Annotated in this window: 14 protein-coding genes, 1 pseudogene and 1 riboswitch; of the genes and pseudogenes, 8 read left to right on the top strand and 7 right to left on the bottom strand. The window is 56.9% G+C overall.

Annotated features, from left to right (window positions below; genetic code table 11):
• Positions 1–6 precede the first annotated feature (6 nt).
• The 6 genes from ACOTTU_RS17645 (at position 7) to ACOTTU_RS17670 (ending at position 6,306) form a co-directional block, all read left to right on the top strand.
• On the top strand, positions 7–741 hold the full coding sequence (locus tag ACOTTU_RS17645) for an ABC transporter ATP-binding protein (RefSeq protein ID WP_425659953.1): 735 nt from the start codon (positions 7–9) through the stop codon (positions 739–741).
• Entirely contained in the window at positions 738–1,520 is a 783-nt protein-coding gene (locus ACOTTU_RS17650; RefSeq protein WP_425659954.1) for an ABC transporter ATP-binding protein, read from the top strand. The genes ACOTTU_RS17645 and ACOTTU_RS17650 overlap by 4 nt, the downstream gene beginning before the upstream one ends.
• Positions 1,517–2,404 (top strand): branched-chain amino acid ABC transporter permease, encoded by an 888-nt coding sequence (locus ACOTTU_RS17655; RefSeq protein WP_425659955.1) that lies wholly within the window; start codon positions 1,517–1,519, stop codon positions 2,402–2,404. The genes ACOTTU_RS17650 and ACOTTU_RS17655 overlap by 4 nt, the downstream gene beginning before the upstream one ends.
• Position 2,405: 1 nt before the next feature.
• Positions 2,406–4,292, top strand: a complete 1,887-nt coding sequence (locus tag ACOTTU_RS17660) for an alpha/beta fold hydrolase (protein WP_425659956.1) — start codon at positions 2,406–2,408, stop codon at positions 4,290–4,292.
• A gap of 254 nt (positions 4,293–4,546) precedes the next feature.
• Positions 4,547–5,554 (top strand): nucleotidyltransferase family protein, encoded by a 1,008-nt coding sequence (locus ACOTTU_RS17665; protein ID WP_425659957.1) that lies wholly within the window; start codon positions 4,547–4,549, stop codon positions 5,552–5,554.
• A gap of 29 nt (positions 5,555–5,583) precedes the next feature.
• Positions 5,584–5,800: riboswitch (cobalamin riboswitch) on the top strand.
• A gap of 104 nt (positions 5,801–5,904) precedes the next feature.
• The gene (locus ACOTTU_RS17670) at positions 5,905–6,306 is read left to right on the top strand and encodes a DUF1636 family protein (RefSeq protein ID WP_425659958.1); all 402 of its coding nucleotides are present in this window, start codon (positions 5,905–5,907) and stop codon (positions 6,304–6,306) included.
• A 97-nt stretch (positions 6,307–6,403) separates the two neighbouring features.
• Here ACOTTU_RS17670 and ACOTTU_RS17675 read toward each other — a convergent pair.
• From ACOTTU_RS17675 to ACOTTU_RS17705, 7 genes and pseudogenes are all read right to left on the bottom strand, one after another.
• Positions 6,404–7,429: pseudogene (locus ACOTTU_RS17675) on the bottom strand (trans-3-hydroxy-L-proline dehydratase).
• 247 nt (positions 7,430–7,676) lie between these two features.
• Complete coding sequence (locus ACOTTU_RS17680) at positions 7,677–9,686, bottom strand: putative bifunctional diguanylate cyclase/phosphodiesterase (protein ID WP_425659959.1); 2,010 nt, start codon at positions 9,684–9,686, stop codon at positions 7,677–7,679.
• A 7-nt stretch (positions 9,687–9,693) separates the two neighbouring features.
• Positions 9,694–10,203: a hypothetical protein gene (locus ACOTTU_RS17685; RefSeq protein WP_425659960.1), complete on the bottom strand. Its 510-nt coding sequence runs from the start codon at positions 10,201–10,203 to the stop codon at positions 9,694–9,696.
• Between the two features lie 246 nt (positions 10,204–10,449).
• A complete protein-coding gene (locus ACOTTU_RS17690) occupies positions 10,450–17,655 on the bottom strand; it encodes an RHS repeat domain-containing protein (protein ID WP_425659961.1) in 7,206 nt (2,401 codons plus the stop codon).
• A 25-nt stretch (positions 17,656–17,680) separates the two neighbouring features.
• Complete coding sequence (locus tag ACOTTU_RS17695; RefSeq protein WP_298918822.1) at positions 17,681–17,902, bottom strand: hypothetical protein; 222 nt, start codon at positions 17,900–17,902, stop codon at positions 17,681–17,683.
• A 304-nt stretch (positions 17,903–18,206) separates the two neighbouring features.
• The gene (locus ACOTTU_RS17700; RefSeq protein ID WP_425659962.1) at positions 18,207–18,881 is read right to left on the bottom strand and encodes a hypothetical protein; all 675 of its coding nucleotides are present in this window, start codon (positions 18,879–18,881) and stop codon (positions 18,207–18,209) included.
• A gap of 30 nt (positions 18,882–18,911) precedes the next feature.
• Positions 18,912–20,330: an FAD-binding oxidoreductase gene (locus ACOTTU_RS17705; protein ID WP_425659963.1), complete on the bottom strand. Its 1,419-nt coding sequence runs from the start codon at positions 20,328–20,330 to the stop codon at positions 18,912–18,914.
• 161 nt (positions 20,331–20,491) lie between these two features.
• Here ACOTTU_RS17705 and ACOTTU_RS17710 point away from each other — a divergent pair, with 161 nt between their 5' ends.
• Entirely contained in the window at positions 20,492–21,229 is a 738-nt protein-coding gene (locus ACOTTU_RS17710; protein WP_425659964.1) for a winged helix-turn-helix transcriptional regulator, read from the top strand.
• A gap of 284 nt (positions 21,230–21,513) precedes the next feature.
• Positions 21,514–22,212 carry a hypothetical protein gene (locus ACOTTU_RS17715; RefSeq protein WP_425659965.1) on the top strand — a complete coding sequence of 233 codons (699 nt, stop codon included), beginning with the start codon at positions 21,514–21,516 and terminating at the stop codon, positions 22,210–22,212.
• The last annotated feature ends 20 nt before the right edge of the window (positions 22,213–22,232 follow it).

A 22,232-nucleotide genomic window follows, 5' to 3' on the forward strand; every position in this document is an offset into this window, starting at 1 on the left:
CGCGCAATGTCTGAACCCGTTCTCGTAGTTTCTGATCTGACCAAGAAATTCGGCGCGTTGACGGCGGTCGATGGTGTCAGCTTTGAGGCGCAGTCGGGGGAGATACTGGGGATTGCCGGACCCAATGGATCCGGCAAATCCACGCTTTTCAACGCAATCACGCGGGTTCCGTTCGCTCAAACCAGTGGTGTCGTCCTGTTCAAAGGCGCACAGATTTCCAACCTTGCGAACAACGAAATCGCCAAACGCGGCATCGCGCGGACATTCCAGCGCGAGAGCGTCTTTGGCAACCTGTCGAGCATCGACAATGTCCTTGTGACCATCGAGCAGACGAACCGGGCCTCTGCATTTGCGCAGAAGATTGCCCTTGCCGAACAGGCGCTGGATCTGGTGGGCTTTCCTGCGACACTGCACAACTGGCAGGCCGGGCGATTGCCGGTCTATCTGCGCAAGCTGGTGATGATCGCGGGGGCCGTGGCGCTGGACCCGGCGGTATTGCTGCTTGATGAACCGGCGTCCGGCCTGACAGTCAGCGAAATAGACAAAATGCGCGCGCTGATCACGCATCTGAATGAGCTGGGTATGACCATCCTGTTGGTCGAACATGTTCTGTCATTGCTGATGGAGGTTTCAGACAGGCTAATGGTGCTGGATCAGGGCCGGGTGATCGCCCTGGGTGATCCGGCCACAGTTGTCGCCAATCCCACCGTGATCGAAGCCTATCTGGGCACACCCGCATGAGCCTTTTGGAATTGCGCAATCTGTCGGGCGGATACGATCCGATCCAGATTTTCAGCCATATTGACCTGACCATCGAAGCGGATGAAAGCATCGGGTTTTTCGGCCCAAACGGGCATGGCAAATCCACGTTGATGAAAACCATCAGCGGCGTTCTGGCACCCTGGACGGGGGATGTCATTTTTGACGGTCAACGCATGAACCGGGCGGGGGATCGCGGGTCGCGCAGATGGCGCAATTTCAACTACGATGTGGTCACCCGCCGCCGGATGGACCCAAAGACGGTGGCGCGGGCAGGGCTGATCCATGTGCCGGAGGGCAATCTGCTTTTTCCGGAAATGACGGTGGCGGAAACGCTTGCCATTGCGCCGATTGCGGGCCGGGGGCGCGGCGATGAGGCCCACCAGCTCGAACTGGTGCATGCGCTTTTCCCAAGGCTGCGGGAGCGCCTGAAAAGCAAGATCCGCTTCCTGTCGGGAGGCGAGCGGCAGATGGTGGCGATTTCCGTAGGGCTGATGGGCAATCCCAAACTGATGATCCTGGATGAACCAACGTTGGGCCTGTCACCGAAACTGCGGCAGGAGCTTTGTCAGGCGGTTGGCCAGATCAAGGCGTCCGGCGTGCCGCTCATCCTGATTGATCAGGATGTAACCTTTCTGACCGAGTTGATTGACCGGCTTTACCTGTTCGATCACGGGCGGATCTCTCGCAGGCTGGAAAAATCCGAAATCCCCTCGCAGGACGACCTCATGGCCATGCTGTTCGGAGATCATGCCGTATGAGCGTCGAAAGCTTTCTCTTCGTCCTGTCAGGGGGGATCGTGCTGGGCGCTCTCTACGCGCTGATGGCCTCCGGGCTGGCCGTGGTCTGGTCGACATTGGGTATCTTCAATTTCTCACATGGCGCTTTCATCGCGCTCGGGGCTTACATCGGTTGGCAGGTGTCCAATGCCGAAGCGCTGGGGCTGGGACATGTGGCAGGGCTCAGTGCGACGCTGGTGGTCATGTTCGCCGCAGGCATCCTTTTCCAGCAAATCTTCATTCGACCGTTTGAACGAAAAGACAATATCGTCGCGGCCACGGTGATCACGACCCTTGCGGGTGCCACGATCCTGCAAAACGCCATGCTGCTGATCTGGGGGCCGCGCGCCAAACAGATCGCCGCGATTGCCGAGGGCACAATTTCTATCGGGCCCGTCGCCTTTTCGGGCAATGACATCGCGCTGATTGTCATGGTTGCGCTCATTCTGGGATTTGCAGGCTGGTTGCTCGCGCGCACCAGAACGGGCCGATCAATGCGCGCTGTCGCGCAAAACCGTCAGGCGGCTGAGCTGATGGGGCTGAACGTACCGTTGCTCTATGCGCTGGCCTTTGGCCTTTCCGCGGCCATGGCCGGGATGGCGGGATACTTCGTCGGCTCCATCCGCTTCATCAACCCCACGTTTGGTGCCGACCCGCTCATGAAAGCTCTGATCGTTGTGATTTTCGGCGGAATTGCGCGGTTCACCAGCCCCATTTATGCGGCCCTGATCGTTGGTCTTGTCGAAAGTTTCACTACTTTCTACCTCGGGCTCTATTGGGCACCAGCGATGCTCTTTACCATGATGATGGTTGTGCTCACCATCAAACCCTCGGGCCTGTTCGGCCACCATCAGAGAACACTCTGACATGCGCTACGATCCCCCATTTCACCTCACCAACGGCCTGATCCCGACAGTCGTGATCGTGGTCCTGCTGGCGGTTTTCCCATTTGTCTTTGATGCATCCTACCTGCGGCACCTGCTGATCCTGGCGATGGTTTTTGCCGTTGTTGCGGCCAGTTGGGATCTCAGTTTCGGCTATGGCGGCTTGCTGAATTTCGCCCATGTGGCGCTCTTCGCTGTTGGCATCTACGCATATGGCATTCTGGCCAAAACCTACGGGGTAAACCCCTGGCTGGCGATCCTGTTGTCCGGCCCGATTGTGGCGCTGGTGGCGTCTTTCATGGTGCTGCCTGTGCTGCGGCTGGACGGGATGTATGTGATCCTTGTCACCATCGCCTTCAGCCAGATCCTCTACCAGATAGTCATCAGTCAAAGCCAGATCACCGGGGGCACCTCGGGCATGGTCACCCTGCCGATGCTGCAAATCGACGGATATCGCTTCGTCAAGGACGGCAAGATCGGCTATTACTACACTGCGCTTGTACTCATGGTGGGGTCGGTGGGGGCGCTGTTTCTGATCACGCGCAGCGCCCTGGGCCGCAGCATTGTCGCGTTGAGAGACAACAAGTATTACGCACAGGCGCGCGGTGTGTCCGAGTGGAAAACCCGTCTGGCCACGCTCGCGGTCAGTGCGTTTTTTGTGGGGATCGCGGGCGGGTTCTATGGCTCCTATGTGCGTGTGGCCTCCCCGGACATCTTTGGCATTGGCAGCCTGACGCTGGTTTTGTCCATTCTGCTGGTGGGCGGGCTTGGCACGATCTGGGGGCCTGTCATCGCCGCATTCATCATCATTCTGCTGTCCGAAAGCATGGCATCGCTGGGCCCCTGGCGCGACATTCTCATCGCCATTCTGATTGTGGCGGTGATGATCTTCTACCCCGGCGGGCTCTGGGGTGTCGTTCAGGAGGTGCGGGAGCTTGTCCAGAATATGCGCAGCAGTCTGATGGCCCGCTACCGCAGAGGTGCCGAGCGCGCTGTACGTCAGAAAATCACCGGCATTCCGGAGCAGATGATCGACACGGCCCATGGCCGCATTGCTGTCGTCGATACCGGCCCGTCGGCTCAACACGCGGGCCCGCCGATCCTGTTTTTGCACGGCAATTCCGCCTGCAAGGAAGCCTTTCAGAACCAGTTCGCCCATTTTCGGGACCGGCACCGCCTGATTGCCTTCGATCTGCCTGGGCATGGCGTGTCCGACAACGGATCGCCCGAGCAGACATATAACGTGATCGCTTATGCGGATATTGCCGAAGAAATCCTGCAAAAACTGGGTGTTGAGCGCCCTTTTGTCGTTGGATGGTCTTTGGGGGGGTATAACGCGCTGGAACTGACCTCGCGCAATCCGGCGGCCTACAGCGGGGTCGTGACCACGGGGACATCACCGCTGACCGTTGCGCCGGATGATTTTGCCCGTGGGCATAACGCCAAATCGCATATCATTCTGGCGGGAAAGCAATACCTGACGGGACGCGAAACGGTAACTCTGGCCAGTCATGCCACCGTGCCAAAATCGGACAAGAGCGCCTTTCTGCACAGAAACGTGCGGCGCACGGACGGTCGCGCGCGCTATTACATGATCACCAAGCTGACCGTGGTTGACTGGCCGCGCCAGATGCGCATGCTGCGCGAAGGGGACATCCCGGTTGCCATCATGAACGGTGATGACGACCCGTTTCTGAACCATCTCTACATTGCCGATCTGCCTTTCGGAAACATCTGGAAAGGGCACCCAACCGATATTCCCGGCGGCAGGCACGCGCCTTTCTTCAATCAACCAGAGGCCTTCAATCGCGAATTGGAAGCGTTTTTTGAGGCAGCGGTCAAAGATCGTACGTTGCGGCGGTCTGCATGACTTCTTGTTGGCAAGTGTTGGAAATCTATCCGAACCTGTGCTTCGCACCGATCCAAAAACACCGTTATTGTAACCAGAAATGAAACCGGTTTTTGGATCGCCTTTGCACAAAGCTGACGGTACAAAAGCGCGGGCGGCCGACAACGGCGGTAAGCTTTGAGCTGGCAAAGAGCGGTTATACAGCGAAAAATATTGTTGCTGTATAGCTGGAAATGCGACATTATACATCAAAATATATTTTTGCTGGATAACAAATGAAGTTCCACTCTCAGATCGGGATGTCGGCCTACCATGACCTTTTACGGCTCCTGCGCGATGATCTGGTCTCAAACCTTAAGGGAACGGCTGTTGCCGTGACCGTCAAAGGGCGTGTTTTTTGGTACGATAAATATCGGGTCGGCAATACTATGGCCCAGAAATACCTCGGTCCGGATAGCTCGGAATTGCGTGGGCGGCTTGAGCAGGCCAAAGACCTGAAGGCAGGGGAGGCAGAACGGAAGCGCGAACAAACACGTTTGGTCAGAGTGTTGAGAGCTGAAGGGTACGCCTCTGCCGACCAACGCACGGGCAGCTTGCTCAGTGCTTTCGCACGTACCGGGGTATTTCGGCTCGGCGGGACGTTGGTGGGAACGGTGGCTTTCAGACATTACGAAGGCGAACTCGGGGTTCGATTGGGATTTGATCAACTGGCGCAGACCGGTGACATAGACATTGGCAGTTTTGAGCGACTATCCTTTGCAGTTGGTGATGCGGTGGAAACGCCGCTGGCAGAAGTTTTCAGTGATCTGAAGTTCCAGCCGATGCCATCCATAGATCACACGCGCACATGGCGCTGGTCCCAAGGTGGCGGTGAAACCCTGGTGGAATTTCTGATGCCAGCGCAACGCGACGAGGGTGTGCGGGACCTGCCGGCTCTCGGGGTCAGCGCAATTGCCTTGCGACACCTCGACTACCTCCTGGAAGACCCAATACCAGCAGCGTCACTCTATCGATCCGGTGTGTTGATACAGATCCCGCGGCCTGAAAAATATGCGATCCACAAATTGATTGTGGCAGATCGCAGGGCTGGGGGGCCTGACGCTCAAAAATCGATAAAAGATCGCGCACAAGCGGAATTTCTGATCCGCGCACTTGCAGAATTGCGACCTGATGAGCTCAAGGAAGCCTATGAAACGGCACTCGCACGTGGGCCAAAATGGACCAGTCGGATAGAGGCTAGTCTGGCAAAACTACCGAAAACGACAAGAGAGTACCTGAGCTGATTTCACGCCTTGACGCCTTGCCGTTTGTCCCCGACAAAAGACCTGATGGTTCCCGGAGGAGCGAAACGATTCCGGGATGAAAAGGGAATACGGTGAAGCGCCAGAACGTGCTGATTCCGTGACTGCCCCCGCAACTGTAAGCGGCGAGTGACCCCGATGATCACCACTGAATGCCATGGCATTCGGGAAGGATCGGGCAAGCCCAGACCCGTAAGTCAGGAGACCTGCCATCGTCAACGCAACTTCAACCCGGGCGGGGTGTCCGGACAGGAGGATATGGTGGTTCTACGGTTCAACCCGTTGAGATATGCATACCCCGGTCGGTTCCTCGCGATATCGCGGAGGGCGACATGGGAACATCAAGACACCGGATTACAATCTGTACATCCTGCCCACATAAGGGTCGCAGCTGCGCCCCTGGCTATGAGCTGATTGCACGGTTGCGTGCTGCTATTGATGTAGCGGGTGACACGATCACGGACGATTTTGAAATCTCGGGCGTTGCCTTTGTCGCGGGCTGCGGGCGTCCCTGTACGCTTGCCTATCATGGAACGCGAACAGCCGCCTATCTCTTTGGCGATGTTGACGCCGAGGCTGATATTGGAACTCTCGTGACCCTTGCTCGGCAGAATACGCATATAGAAGGCGAGTGGCTTTCCCAAGCCGAGGGGGTAGACAAACTGCGGCGACCTCGGCCCAGAACTCCCGCGGCGATCATAGCACTGGAGGAGAGTGACGTGCGGATCTCTTGATTTGCTGCGACCTTGGCTGCACCGTTTCTTGCCCTCGGGTGGCGGCGCGCTGGCGCCAATTTATAAAGGATGGTCCAAACAGGGTGCGATGTCTTGGTCAGGCGGGCCAGGTATCACTTAGCCGATACCCGCCGGGCCATGGATCGGTGGGATCCAGCATCAATTGATGTGTGCCGGTAATCCAGGCTGTTCCCGCGATTTTTGGGATGATTGCGGGTCGGTTTCCGACCGTCGTTTGGGCCACGATCTCGCCTATGAATTCTGACCCGATGATGGATTTGGAATGAAGTTTCTCGCCCACGGTCATGTTCCCTTTGGCATACAGCAAGGCCATTCGGGCGCAAGTTCCAGTGCCACAGGGGGATCGATCCAGCTTTCCGGGCTTGATTGACACCGCATTGGCGCCTGTCGATTTTCCAGATTTGGTTTCAACTGGCCAGGTGAATTGACAAAACGAAATATGATCCCAATCCGGAATCTCCGGGTGTGTGAAGCCTATCTGGTTGTTTGCAGCATCGGTAAGCTCGGCGCCGAGTTTGGCGAGATGACGTGCATTCCCGGGTTCCAGTTCCATACCAATCTGGCGCGCATCAACAAGCACGAAACTGTCGCCGCCAAACGCTGTATCAACCTTGATCTGACCCAGGCCGGGGACAGTCAAACTCACATCAATCTGGTCCGCAAATGATGCGACGTTCGTGATGGAAACTTTTGTAACCTTGCCGTTCTGGCAAGTCGCTTCGACGCGTATCTCGCCACCCGGCGCTTCGAGCGTTATATAGGTCAGTGGTTCCTGCATCGGCAGAATGCCGGTTTCTAGCAACACGGTTGCGACGCACATGGCGTTTGACCCCGACATCGGCGGCGTGTCCTCTGGTTCCATGATGATCCATGCAGCATCGGCCGTTTTTGATTTGGGAGGCACCAGCAAATTGACGTGCCTGAAGACACCGCCACGAGGCTCATTGAGCACGAAATTACGAAGTGTCTGATCTTACGCAATCCAGCTTCGCTGGTCCCAAAGTGTATCCCCGGGCGGCGGGTCGCATCCGCCGACAATAACATCCCCCACCTCGCCCGCCGCATGAGCGCTGACGATGTGGATGAGTTTCGTGGATCGCATGGCGTGCCCCGGATTTTTTGGCTGCTATGCGTATTTGATAGATTTTACTTTGGCGCAGGTCAAAACCTGTCGGGCGGATAGTGGGTGCGAAAACGGCTTTCACCTTGACGCTGGCACACGGGGAAAAACTTGATAGTCGGCGGGGACGGGGCAGTCCAAAGGCTGCCCTCTGTTTCCGTGGCCAATAGCGTCGCTGGAAATTCGTTGGAGCAATGGGTCTGTGAGTGGTTTGGGTTTCGCTGTTCGACTAACTGGCGGCTTTCGGCTCGGCTTCTGCCGGGACAGACAAGGCATGCGTCAACGCGCGTTCTGGCAAATCGGGTCGGCCGTAAAAGAAGCCCTGAGCGCGTCGGGCCCCAAGGCCGAAGACGATTTGCGCCTGAGCCTGGTTTTCAATGCCTTCCACGACGATTTCAAGTTCCAGATTTTTCGCGATTTCAAACACGGAGGCCAACATAAGCCGTGCTTTTTGGGATGTTTCCAGCTCTTCGACAAGAGAGCGGTCCACCTTTAGCTCATCAGCGACCATTGCACGAAGATATGCCAAAGATGAAAAGCCCGTTCCGAAGTCGTCGATTGCGATTTTGCAACCCAACTTCTTGAGCCCAAGAATGATGGATTTTGCCTGCTCCCAATCGCGCATTTCAGTGCTCTCCGTGATCTCAAGCGTCAAAAGGTCGGGGCGAAGGTCGGATTTCCACAAAGCGTGTTCGACGGTCTGGATTATCTTTTGAGAATTGAAGTGAAGGGCAGATAGATTGACACTCACGGCCAATTCCGTGCCGTGTTGTTCATTCCAATCCGCGATCAGCTTTGCCGCGTGGTTCAGCACGAAGTTGTCGATCCCAATAACCAGCCCACTTTCTTCGGCCAGAAGAATGAATTCCGCAGGGCTGACTAATCTGCCGTTGCGACGCCAACGAACCAGTGCTTCGAAACCGTAGGTCTTTCCTTTGGGCAATGACACTTTGGGTTGCAGGTGTACCTCAAGATCCCCGGCCGAAATCGCCTTGGGCAGTTCTTCCAGCATGGCGCGCCGGTCAAGAAAGCGTTTTTCCAATTCCAGATCGTAAACAGTGTAGCAATTTCGTCCATTGGCCTTCGACGCATAAAGAGCAAAATCAGTCACGCGCGACATGCCGTCAATGGAGGCCGACATGCGCCCTTTGACCTGAGTCGTTGTCGCAAGCCCGATGCTGACGCTGACTTCAAGAGTTTCGCCTTCGAACGTCAGCGGCGCGGCCGCCCGCAAGATTAAGTGCTCACAAAGGGTGTCGAGAGCTTTCATGTCGTCGGTGAGTGCCACCATGGCAAATTCATCGCCGCCAAGCCGCGCAGCAAAACCACCGTACTCGCCAGCCGCCTCGGTCAGAACCTGCCCGATGCGTTTCAGAACCGCATCGCCCGCCGCATGGCCAAATGTATCATTGACCGTCTTGAATTCGTCCAGATCAATGTAAAGGAGGGCGACTGGCGAGTGTTCGTTTTCCAGCAGGCGTTGCAGGCGTTCTTGAAATTGGACTCGGTTTGGAAGTTCCGTCAACGGATCGAAAAACGCGAGAAATTCAACCCGCTTTTCCGCTTTTTCGCGCGCCCGTCGTCCTAAAACTTCAAGATGTAGAAACAAAAGCGCAATGCCGCCGACGATGGTCAATCCGATGAGGGATCCCAGCACGATCACTTGCTGTTTTTTTACCACCCTGTTCTGCGTAGACATTACCTCATCTCCATGACGCCGCATGTCGTCGAGCATTAGCACGAGTATCCTACGAGCGTCTTCGGAGGCGATAAGCAGTTCGTCAAAGAACCCGTCAAGGTTGGCATAGTTGCTTGCGATGGCATCATCGGCGAGCGCCACAATCTTCTCCAGAGATTCGACCGATGCAGTGCCGGTTTCAAAAGCTCGGTCTTTGTTCAGAATGTGCCGCAGGTGATCCGTGCGGACATAGACAATATCGGTTGCATCGCGAAACGCCAAATCAAGCTCTGGCGTCATCTCGCTTGCGTTAATCGCCCGTTGGGTGACGAGCAGCAAGCGTTGGATGTCGCTAATTGCGACGTATCCGTTTCGGATTTGTCGATCTTCAAAGATCGCGTGTGTCTTGCCGAGCTGCGTAACGACGGATTGGGTGTAGAGCCCCGCACCGACGCCGAGGACCATAAGGAAGCCAATGGACATGAAAAACCCGACGCGCGAGGATAAGGCGTCGAGGATTGGGCGGTGCCGGCTGTGTTTTTTCTTGGCAAGGCCCGGCATCGAGGGCTTATTCGCTCGCTTCGATACGAGCAGCCATCCAGACATAGTTGGATTCGGATGTCAGTGCGGATGCAGCGAACGTCTCCGCATCAATGATGAATTGTATAGGGCCACGTGCTCGGCGGCTGTGGGCGCGGCCATCTACGCGGGTCGCTACAAGAATATCGACGGATTTCAAGAGCTCCTGCGACATCGTCGTACTGTAATCGTTTTCTGCCGTCACAAGGATAGACGCAGCGCTGTCCAAGCCATGGGCGGCGAGAATTTCGGACAACATAACACCCTCGAACTCAGCAGGTTTTTCACGCCAGGGGGTTTTGGTTGTCAGGCTGTAGGTTGCAAACTTTTCGAGTTCCGCAGGTGAATAGCTGACCTCGTTTCCATCACCGTCGACAATGACAAGAGTAGCTTCCGCGTGGTTGATCGGGCCGAGTTCGGCTGGAACGGGTTTGCCCGCCAGCGCTGTCTGGCTGAGCATCAAAAGCGCCGCTGCTGCAGCATAAAACGTTGAACGCATGAGTGGTCTCCTCGGAAAGTAGTTAGCGCCACTCGAAGATACAAAAGGGCCGTTAATCATTGGTTTGGGGCTGGCTGGCCCGACAAGAAAAAAAGAACAAATTCGCCTAAATTCTGGGGTGAAGTTTGCTATCTACGAGGCCGCAGAAAATAATACTGAATGAGGGACTGCGCACGCCGTGTCCGGCAGTTTCGCCCACTGGATAGACATGCTAATTGCTGGTGCCGATAGGTTGCACCGGTCCCTTCACATGGGATCAAAGATGATTATCGACCGCTCTGGTGTCTGCACCAGGTTATTTCGCAGGCTCAGAAATGGCACCGTGTTGTAGGAGGGATGCGTCGCCTGCATCGCTGCAAGAAGTGACGCGTGCCCTCCTTCTTCGAGCCAGATATGGGCAGGGATAATATCACCTTCGGCAAATTGTTTGACGATGAATGATCTGCCGGTGCTCGTGCGCCCGGCCGCATAAACACGCACAACCCTTACAGGCGTTGCTCCCGGTGCAAAGGTTCGCCCTTCTACCGCGGCGCGAAACTCATGCAGACCGGCAATCTCGTTTACTGCCCCGCGTTCATTATTGAAGATCTTGATGATGAGTGCAGGGTTATCCGCCGATTCAAACACCGTACCCTGTTGACCGCTGCCAACGCGTTCCTCGGTCACGATCCGGGCGATGAAGCTCTCGGTGAGCTCGCCCTCGATGGCAAATCCGCCAAGCTCGTCAAGCTGTTGAAGCGTTTCGGGTGTGAAGCGGGCATTTTCCACGGCCGCCGCTTCCTGCGACATGGCTCGTGATCGGATCAAGCCCCGTCGGGCCGCAGCCTGTCCAACACTCAGCGCGAAAGCTTCAAATCGGGCGGCACGTGCACCGGCGGAGGCCGCGGGTCCCAGTCCGGACAACTGACCGATGTAGGTATCTCTGCCGAACGTGGCTGAGCGTACACCTTTGAAGGCGAATGGAACCAGTAGAGTGACCGCATCAAAGGCCACTGTCGCGCCGCCGATCTGTCCGGATCTGTATTGAGAATAGGTATTGGCAAGCCCAAGGCCGACCAGCGGAATGGCCAATTCCGGGGCGAGCACAAGCACAGGGGCAGCAACAAAGCCGAACACCATAGACAGGCCCACCTCGCCAAAGCTGAAGCTGCGGCGCGATCCTTCCAGAAGCTGCACGCCCTGACGTGACGCACTTATGGCACCGCCGATGAGCGCGCCGATACCTGCGATGATCAGCAGACCCACCACGGCGGGATGGAAACCGTCATCGCCAAAGGCCACGGGGTTGTTCCCGGCATAAGCATAGGGATTGCCGTAGGCCATCGAATGACCCCAGGCACCCAAGGGATCGGGCTGGATAAAGCTGCGCAATGCCGGATCATAAAACCTCGGCCCATTGGCAAAGAGGCGTTCCTCGGCGAAATACCGACGGCCTCCGGTGTCAAGCGGCAGCAGCGATGCGTCAACTACAGCGCCTTGTCCCGTTCCCGAAGTATAATCATAGCGGATGACCACGCCCTTTTCGAACGGACGCCACCGGTTTTCTTCACGAATGATGGGAAGCTGCGTGCGGAAATAAGCGCTACGGGTCACGGCGGCGGCCATGGCACCTGGCGGTGGGGGAAGCGTCGCAATCGTAGGGTTGCCTTCCAATAGCAACCAGGGTGCGCCGTCTTGCATGACGATGGGATGGAAATTGCGCCACCGTGCCCCTTCACGCAGGCCGTAATGTATCAGGCTGCGTCTTTCGTCATAGATATAGCGCCGGACAGCCCGTTGCTGGTCGTCAAACTCGGCAATGATCTTGTCACGGTCGTGAATGTAGAACTCAGACGTGCCGTCTCTTGTGCGAACGATGATGCGCCCGAGCGCATCGTAAAGGAATGTCGATGTGTCCTGGGACGTGGTGAATGTACCGGGGGTGAAAACATCGAGTTTTGAAAGCCGGTCCAGCGCATCGTAGCCGAACGCCCGGCTCCCGGGAGGCTGCGTTTCAGCCGCATTGATCAGGCGGCCATCATCATCGAATTTCCAGGTTGTGGTCCCGACGGGATTTCCCGCGCTGGTCAGCTGATCAACACGTTGCCCGGCCGAATACGTGATGCTTGTGGCTTCATCGACGATTTGCCCACCCTTGCGCCCATTCGTTTCAAAAGAACGCAGACGCCCGGCGCCATCCCAGTCATAGTCAAAGTTCGCGAAGTCATTGCCCTCGCCTTCGGTGATCGTTTTGGCACGGCTCAAACCATCATAGACAAACGTGGAATCGACCGACGTACCCGGCTGTCCGATGACACCGAAGTCGCGCCGGAACGGAAGCCCGTTAACCTCGTAACTTGTTTTCTCCGCACTGGTGCTGAGTGCGAGATAGTTCGGTTGGCCGGGACGGTTGATCTCATCGGTGATATGCAGGACGCGGAAATTCGGGCGTCCTTTCGTATCGAGCCGCTGGCTGGTGCGAACCTTGAGATTAAGGGTTTGCGCAGGCTGTCGCACGTTGAGGGTGATCGGGCGTTCAGTCTGAAGCAGGCGACCGGGCCCCTGATGTTTGGCGGCAACCAATGTGCCGACCCGTGAAAAACTGATCGATTTGGCGTTGCCGTCTCCGCTGAACTGATAGGTCGCGCGCCCGATGGGATCAGGATAGCCGATATCCAGCCGACCGATGCCGTATTTGTAAATGACCGTTTCGTCAAAGGTGAATTCCGGAATGCTGGTGCGTTCGCTTGTTGTGCGCCCCATTGAGTCGATGGCACGATAGGTCTGCACCCTAAACTGTGTCCCTCCGTTCGAATCCGCCGCCCACCACATGCGGTCAAGCCCATCCAAACCGAATGTTTGTCGAATTGACTCCGTACCGTTCCGGTGAAGCACCTCCGTCAGTTTGCCGGTGCGGGAATAGGTGAAGCCCGAAGTGCGGCCACCCGTGCGCACAGCCTTTCTGATCCGTCCATCCTGCCTGCGTGTGAACGTCAAATCGCGTTGCTCGGGTTGCTGGATGGTCAGCGCCTGATCCCGGCCATCGAAGGTCACTTTGGTGACGCGTCCCAGATCATCTGTCAGGCCGATACGGTTGTCGTTCAAATCATATTCGAAGGCCAGACGCATTTGGCCATCAGGGTTTGAGCTACTGGCCACGGCATCCGTGATTTGTGTCAGAAGGCGTCCGAACCCATCATGTCTGAATTCTGTCACGGTAGAGCTGCCCTGTTGCAGGGCTGAACGCTGGCCCCGCAAATTGCCGTCACTGTCATAGGCGTAACTGACAAGTGTGCCATTTGAATCCCGATGGGTCAGGCGGCGCCCAAGATCGTCATAGCTGTTGACCTCTTGCAAAACCAGGTTTGCCGGCGGCAGGGGGCCGGTGATGCCCGCGTCCGGCAGCATTGTCGCGGTAGCCGTAAGAACAAGATCACCATCGTAGCTGTAGGCCAGTGAATGCCCGCCGGGCAGCGTGACCTTTTCAAGCCTGCTCTGGGGGTTCCATTTGAAATCCACATCATTGCCAGCCGGGTCGCGTTGACGTTGCAATCTGCCACCTGGCGTGAACCAGGTTTGCTCAACCCAGTCGGTACCCCCGCCCGCCGTGATGGCGGGTCGTTGGCGTGGATCAAATATCTTGTGCTTGCGCACGATCGGCTGGTGGTTGGCATCGACGGTAAAGACAATCTCTCGCAGGACGCGCGTGACGGTGGATCCGCCAAGCTGCGTCGGGCGTGCGGTCAGGGGCCCCTCCACCCATTCACGCAAGAGCACCGGCCCACGATATTCAAGATGTCTGATCGCGCCGTTTGGCCGTTCCTCGGTGAGCGGTCTGCCGATGTCGTCATAGTTGGTAACGGTGCGCTGGCCGATGGGATCGATGACCAGCGAGACATTCCCATCCTCGTCATAATAGGTGAGCACGGTGCCCTCGTTCGCGCCACCAAAGCCGGATGTGTGCGACGTAATTTGTCCGCGAGCTGTGTAAAGCGTCTGTATCCTTGCGTCCGACCGTTCACGGGAAGTCGCGCGCGGGCTGATCTGCAGGGTTTCCCGTTGCTCTGCGTCATATTCCCATTGCCAACTGCGCGCCTGCGATCCTACAGGCCCAGAGGCAACTTCGGTTATCGCGGTGCGCTGGCCGAGAATATCATAGGCCGTCACATCGAACAGGCGCACCGGACCCTGCGCCGCGATGCCTGTAAAAGATGCGGGGTCATCAACACGCTGGCGAATGGTGAGAACCGGCCAGTCGTTTAGGTTGTAGTTGTGGAAGCGCACATGGAAAAGCGGATCGACCTCGGCGGTGACGAGATCGCGGTCATCGTATGTATACCGCCAGACCCGGTTGCGCGCATCGGTGCGCGTATCAATCGTGCCGCGATCTGAAAAGGAGAACGCCTCTACCAACTCGCCGCCAATCATATTGCGCCTGATGCGCCCCGCGCCATCGATGGTCCATTCCTGCTCGATGCCATCCGGGTCCTTGTAGTATTTCGGGATGCCACCGGGCGCATAGTCATACTCCGACACCACGGGAACGCTGCCGCCCGTCGGCAAGGCCTGCGCGGGATAGGTGACTTTCAGGGGATTGCCGTTGTATTGCGGCGTGGCGCAACGGCCCTGATCATACTCAAGGGTGGTTAGCCCCATGGGGCTACGCATTTCCGTCAAGGCACCGAAAAGCCATTCATATTTATACGTGGTCTGGAATCTGGTCGTCCCACCGATCCCGACCCGGGTCATGGTCAGTCGCGCGTCGCGGCCAAGGTCGTTGTAATGTGTGACATCAAGAAAGACATCGTCCCGTTCGTCCCCCAGCGTGACTGATCGGTTCACATTGCGGTAAGTCGCAAGTTGTTCCCGGCCACTTGGGTGAACCATCCGGTCGATATGATAATGCTGATCGTATTCGATTGATGTGCGCAGGGTTTTCCGTCGTCTTGTACCGCCCGTGCCGACCAGATCCCGGACCGAGATTGCGCGGACGACCTTGCTCGCCCCCATTTGCCGGAGCTGATATGTCCATTTGACCTGCATGCGGTCCGTGACAATGACCTGCGTGGCCGATGCGTAGTTGATCCCATAGGTCCCCCCGGCAACCGACGCCGCGGTGGTGGGAGAGCCAACCCGCTGACTGACTACCCGCTCATTGCTGTCGTATTTGTTTTTCAGCCAGGAGGCATTGCTTCCCGCAGCCTCCTGCGGATTGACGATCTCGGAGAGCAGACCGGCCCGCGCAACCGCGGCATAGCGATAACGGATGCGCGGGTTGCCAGCGGCCCCGGCAACCAGAACGACATCGGTAAGCTGGATATTGGCGTCATAGACGTATCTGAATGCCCGTTGCCAAGGGTCCGTGACAGTACTAATCCTTGGGCCGCCACCGATGAATTGGTAGTCAATCTTGTACTTTCGACCGATGCTGTCGGTGATCTCTCTCAGAACGAAGGTTTTTGTTCCGGGGTCAAACGGCAGCCCGTAGGTGAACCATGTGGTATTGCGATTTTTGTCTTCACTGCGAACACACCGACCTTCGCAATCCAGAAAGTCCTGGGTCCCACCCCGGTAGCGAATGCGAAAGAAGATTTCATCCTTGATCCCTTTGGGAGTTTTGCCCGACAGAACGGCGTAGCGTTCGATTTCGAAATCTTCGCCGTCATTTTGCCGGTAGGTCGTAACAACCGCAAAGAAATCGGCGTCACACCATTTCACCCAGCGAATGGCCCAAGACGCAAAAGCATGTTCGGTGAGACGCCCGGTACCGTGATAAAATGTGAGCGGGCCGCCTGTTTCGGCGGCATTGAAGCGTTCGCACCACCCGCCCGGGCAGTATTCCGCCGTGGGGGGAGGCTGGACAACAACTCGAATGTTATACCCGTGATCCCAATTCCGCCCGACCGGACCCAGATAGTCGATCCCGGATCGGTAATGACGCGCAAACGCAAAGTCCGCTCCACGGCTCAGGACGCGATGGTCTATGTGGTCATGGCCGAAACTGCCGTTGTTGACCCAGACACCTTCGGCGATGCGAAGTTCGTTCTGCGGGGGCTCCTGTTCCACAAGCACAGTCTGCGTATCTGTGACCTGTGGCATGCATATCCGGATGTCACCATTGCGATCCACGAGAACCTCGCAGCCGCAACCACCTTCCTTCTTTTTCTTCTTCTTGGGATCCAGGTGATTGAACCGCTCTGACAGCGCGGCCTCATCGACTTCTTCAAACACGCCGGGCCGTTGGGCGTCTCCCGCATCGGAAAGCGTTCTGATACTGTCCCCGTCACCGGTTTGAGCCTCCATCCATGCGTCGATGCTGCCCGTGGAAAGGGCCTCAAGCCAGGATCGGGCATCCGCGAAGGGCACGTTCAGAAAATAGTTCCTTGAGCGCTCTTCTACTCTGTAGGTCACATAGTCCCAGGTGGCGACGAAGGGCGTGATCCTGCGTGTTCCTATGCTGCGCGGCTTGAGGCATTCGGCAAACAAATGGGGGCGACGGGGGCTCTGGGCCGGATCAGCGCCGGGCTGCAATCTCGCGTGAGTTGGTTCCTGTGTCTCCAAAGGAAGCGGGGACGCACCGGAAATCATGCGCGATACAAGCGCAACTTGCTCCCCATGCGCCAACTCTGCGGCGATAGGTTCCAGATGAGCCCAGAGCGTCGAGAGCATTTGCTGGACATTTACCTGTGAACCATCAGCTAAGCGCAGTAATGCCTCGCGCCCCCGCGTATAAAGATCATCACCAAACGCGGCACGACCTGCAAAAGTGCCACGTCGTTGAACCGTGGGTTCAAGCCCTGTGTCGTCAAATTGAAAAGGCAGCGCCTTGTCATCGCCCCGTACCAGGCTGTCGAGGGCCGCAAGATAGCTTGCCGCGAAAAACAATGCCGCGGCGGAGAGCCTGTCGCCGGGCGGAATGAAGTCTCCGCCGATCTCGAAACGGTTCTGCCGTGCGCGCACCAGCAACCCAGGCGAGGTGGTGACATCCATCATCAACATCATGGCTGGCGCCATGGTGCGGGCGTAAAGTCGACTGAGCGCATTAATATCGACCGACATGCAAGATGCGCTGAAATGGGTCGAATACCCTTTAAGGGAAAGATCGGCGGATTGTCCTGGAACCCTTTGGCGGACAATGCTCAGCAGGTCATCTCGCAAGTGGCGGGCGTTATCTGGCAGATCCCGGAAAAGGGCAGGGCCGACAAGCTCAGGCGCCGCTGCCATTTCGGCCTCCCAGCCGTCACAAATCAGCAGGGCACCGCTATCGAGGTAAAATCCGACGTCGCCCGCCGGACAGGCCGTCCGGTTCGATGCATCAGCAAGGGGTTTGATGATCTGTCGAAAATCTACCTGTCGGTCGCCCGAGAAAACTTCGTATTCCTGCTCGAATCCAAAGATGCGCCCCGGATAGGGCAGCCCAAAAACACAGTCATTACGTGCCGCTTCGGAATCGAAAAAGCCCGGCTTGCCCATCGGTGTATTCCTCCGATTTACGCGCCTAACGCTTCTTTGTTCCGGTTTTCTTGCGGGTGGTGGCTGACTTCCTGGCGCGAGGCTTTACAGCTTTCGCAGTTCCGGAAGTGCTCAGTTTCTCGGCCTCGGCTTTGGCAAGGTTTACAGCAACTTCTGCAGCTTCCGCCGCGCTCAACTCGTTTTCCAGGCCACGTTCACCGGGAATAAATTCCGCGTTGTCCGTGACCAGATTTCCTTTTTCTCCCATGTCATGACCCCTTCGTGGTTTGTCGCAGTAGATGCCGGGGAAAGTCCGGCAAAGCGTCCGAAGTGGGCCAATACTAACTTAATTTGGGCAAATAGTACACGTTTGGCGATTGTCTGCGCTGACGATACCCGCGCCAGCGCATCCGCGAGGCATCAGCAAAATACCTCTGCAAAGGGTCAGTTCCCCGAATTCTACATTGCCCAGATACGACTCGGCCGCGTGGTTTTCGCACTAAAATAACGGACCCTTTGACGGAAGATTTCCGGAGCACGCCAGAGAAGTTGAACCGACGGCTTTGTGCGGGTCAGTTCCGCACTTTTCGAGCGGGTTTGAAAATCGCATCCTGGATCAGGACGCATGTGTTGGGACCGGCAATGCCATCGGTCTTTGCACGAGCCGGAAAGGGCGGTGGCAGGCTTTCGTCGCTGCAGCCCCCGCGATAACTGGTCAGCATCGAAGCGGCGATCTCAGGAATAAGAGGCCCGTGATCATTGAGGACGAGGTGTATTTCCGCCGTCTCCGGGCTGTCGAAACCCTGATCAAACCAGCCCTGTGGGATTCGCCCGCTCTGCAGGTTCGCTGAGAATTCAGCCGTCCCATCACTCTTGTTGACGGTACCGTCGGCATAGACGATCTGCGTTCTCACTTGCTCTGCGCGGCCAATGACATCCTCCGCTGAGCAGGGCGAGGATGTGCACGCCCATGGGGCATTGATAATGACCCACCACGCGGTGGTAACATGACCCGGTTCAAGCTCTGAGGTGCGCAGACGCATGACGGCGCCGCGCTTGTTAGTGACAAGCGTCGCCATCGCTTCTTTGATGGGCCGCGCCTCGGCGGTCTCGCTTGCCATATGCTCGACATAGGCCGTTCTGGTTGCCGTAGGTGGAAACCCATTGCCATGTAAAGGTGGCGCAAGAAGGCACAGCAATCCCGTGGCCGCCAGGAACCCCCTGGCGGGAAAAGCAGTCAAAGTCATGGTTATCTCCTGATATTGGTTCGTGCGGTCTCAGGTTCCGGGGGCCGCATCCCGTTGAGTGTCGGATACCGGGGCGGGTACGATATTCTGGTTTACACGGAAGAGGTTATCTGGATCATATCGCCGCTTGATCCGGGACAGACGTTCGAGGTTTTGACCGTAGGCCCTTGCGGAAGTGTCGGCTGTCTCAGTGATGAAATTGACGTACCCGCCGGGGGTTGCGTGTTTGGCGATACGGCTGGAGGCGTCCTTGAGCCATCCGATTACCTGCACATCGTCACCCGGGTTTCGCCAGCGCACTCCGGGTGTGGAAAGGAATTGCGTCCTCCGATGAGGGAACGCGGTTTCTGTGTCGGGAACGTCCGCCACCGCACCTCCCAACTGGCAAATCAGAATTTCGGATTCAGGCGTTGGTAAAGAGGGTGCCAACTCAACCAACAGGTCAATCAATGCGGGCCCAAGGTGTTGATGATTATGCGCGCGCCAGTAGTTCCGGGCACCGAACTCGTAAACCGGGTCCAGAAAGGATTGGGCTTCAATAAAGGGGCGGGCTTCGAGCGCGGAGCCAAGCGGAGTGGCCCCGCCATACAATTTGGCGAGGTCGGTTCGGGCTTTTTGCGGATCACCGGTGTGACACTGCATCAGGTTCAGAACCTTGTCGCCGTGATGAGATTCCGGCAAAATCGGCAGGGCAGGGGCCGTCATGATGTTGGCCCATACGCAAGCTTCTCGCGGTAGGTTGGGGGCATGCGTCGCATAGGCATTGAGAACTCGGGCCGCATCCTCCAGCGCAAAGAATGTCGGACCAAAAAGCACCTGATCGGACAGGTGATGAAGTTGAAAAGTGAAACTTGTCACCACCCCGAAATTTCCGCTGCCTCCCCGAATTGCCCAGAAGAGATCAGCGTGTTCCTCTTTGGAAGCGGTGATAATTCTTCCATCCGCCAGAACAATTTCCGCGCTCAGCAGATTGTCAATGGTCAGGCCAAAACGTCGGGCCAACCAGCCGATGCCCCCGCCGAGCGTCAAGCCGCCTACGCCGGTTTCGGACACAACGCCACCTGGCGTAACCAGCCCGTGAACTTGCGCGGCGGTATCCAGATTTGCCCAGGTTGCGCCGCCTTGCACACGGGCTTTTTTTGAACTGACATCTATCTCCACAGCGCGCATTTCAGCGAGGTCAATCATCAGGGCATCATCAGCGACTGCGGTGCCCGCAATGTTGTGACCTCCGCCCCGGACCGAAACGGGAAGCCCGGTGGCGGCCGCTTGCAATACAGCGTTTGAGACGTCTTCGGACCGGCGGCATCGCGCAATAGCCGAGGGATACCGATCGACCGTGGCGTTCCACACTTGCCTCAGTTGATCATAGTCAGGGTGCTCTTTCGTGATCAAATCCAGTTGTGCGGTGCTCTGGGGTCCAGAGTTGTTGGACGTATTACCGGGCATGACAATTGCTTTCGAAATTCTGAAATCTATGGATCAGCATGGTGCCATGTCGTGAGAGATCAAAAAACTAAGTAAAATGAAGTACTCCAGATTTTGGAGTTGCCTTGTGGGCTGAAGGGTCGATAATCGGTGGTGCAATACAGAATGTCAGGAGATTGCTGATGTCTCAGAAAGGTTACGGACAATATTGCCCGCTGGCGCTTGCTGCTGAAATTCTTTGTGAAAGATGGACATTGCTTGTCATCAGCCGTGTGATTGACGGGTGTCATCGGTTCAATGAAATCCACCGCGGTGTTCCCAAGATTTCCGCAACATTGCTCAGCCAACGCCTTGCGTCGCTGGAACATGCGGGGTTGATCGTGCGTTCGCCGCTGCCGAAAGGTCGGGGATATTCCTACGAGTTGACCGACGCAGGTCGTGATCTTGACCCCATCATCATGCAACTGGCTGGCTGGGGTCAAAAGTGGTCGCGGGACATGGAGCGTGAAGACCTTGACCCGGCGTTTCTGGCTTGGAGCATGCATACGCGGCTTAATGTTGCCGCCATGCCGCCCGGCCGTACCGTACTTGAATTCGCCTTTACCGGCGCGGGCAAGGGGATTTTCCGGTTTTGGCTGGTGGTTGAAAACGGGCAGGCGGACATGTGTCTGAAATATCCCGGGTACGCATCAGATCTGGTTATCTCGTCCGAAATCAGACTGTTTATTGAGGCGTGGCGCGGTTTTCGGGATTTACGTGCAGAGATCGCCTCCGGCAATATCCGCCTTGAAGGGCCAGCTGAGCATAGGGCGCAGTTGCCTGAATGGTTGTTGCTGAGCGCGCTTGCGGAAATTCCGCGACGGGCGGGCCGGGAAGCGATATTTTACGATACAGCTCGTGCGGACACCAGGGCGAGTTGACGACCATACCAACGGTTCCCAGCGGTTGATGCAAAACATGGGGCATGTGAATCATCGTCTCTGCAAGCGGCCGCGACGACATCCCGGATGGCGCGCCAAAGTTCCCGCGACCCAACCATCTTCAAAAAATGTTAGCGCCATCGCCTTGATGCAGCTATCTTTTCAAAAAATCAGAAGCTCGTGGAGCCATGATGTCGAGGGATATATTTGATGCCATACCTTCGTGGGCAGTCTTCCTGCTCACGTGTGTTGTCATATTGGGAGCGTTGGAATTCGGGTACCGATTGGCCCGGTGGCGCAAAAAAGCAGTCACTACCGATCAGAATGCACCGATCGGTGTTGCGACCGGGGCCATTCTTGGTCTGGTGAGTTTTCTGTTGGCATTCACCTTCGGTATAGCAGCATCACATTATGACGCGCGCAAGGCGACCGTCCTCGAAGAGGCCAACGCCATTGGGACAGCCCATCTCAGAGCGGATTTCCTGCCCGAAGCTCAAAAGGCCGAGGCCGCAGCGCTTTTGAGGGACTACACTCAGCTGCGCCTGAGCGCGGCGCTGGCGCGGGTCAACAGGCAGGAATACGACGAAGTTGTAAGACGCTCAGAGGAAATCCATGGAAAGCTTTGGCGTTTGGTTGTCAGCAATGCGGCTACCGACCCGACGCCAGTGAGCGCCCTTTTGGTCTCTGCCGTAAATGATGTCATCGATGTGCATAGCAAGCGTATCACACACGGCGTTCATAATCGCATTCCAATGGCCATCTGGCTGGGTCTCTATGCGGTATCCTGTGTCGGGATTGCCTCTGCGGCATACCGTATTTCGCAGAGCGCAAACAAACGATCAGATATGTTGCCTGCGCTCACATTCGCCTTTGCTGCAGTGATGACCCTCATCGCAGATCTGGACGATCCTCGACACGGCTTCCTGCTCAATGATCAGGCCCCGCTGCAAGCCACCCTGACGATCTTCGACGCCGGGAACTAACCCGACCCGCGCTATCGGGT

Source organism: Roseobacter sp. EG26, assembly GCF_049830555.1.
Classification (GTDB): domain Bacteria; phylum Pseudomonadota; class Alphaproteobacteria; order Rhodobacterales; family Rhodobacteraceae; genus Roseobacter.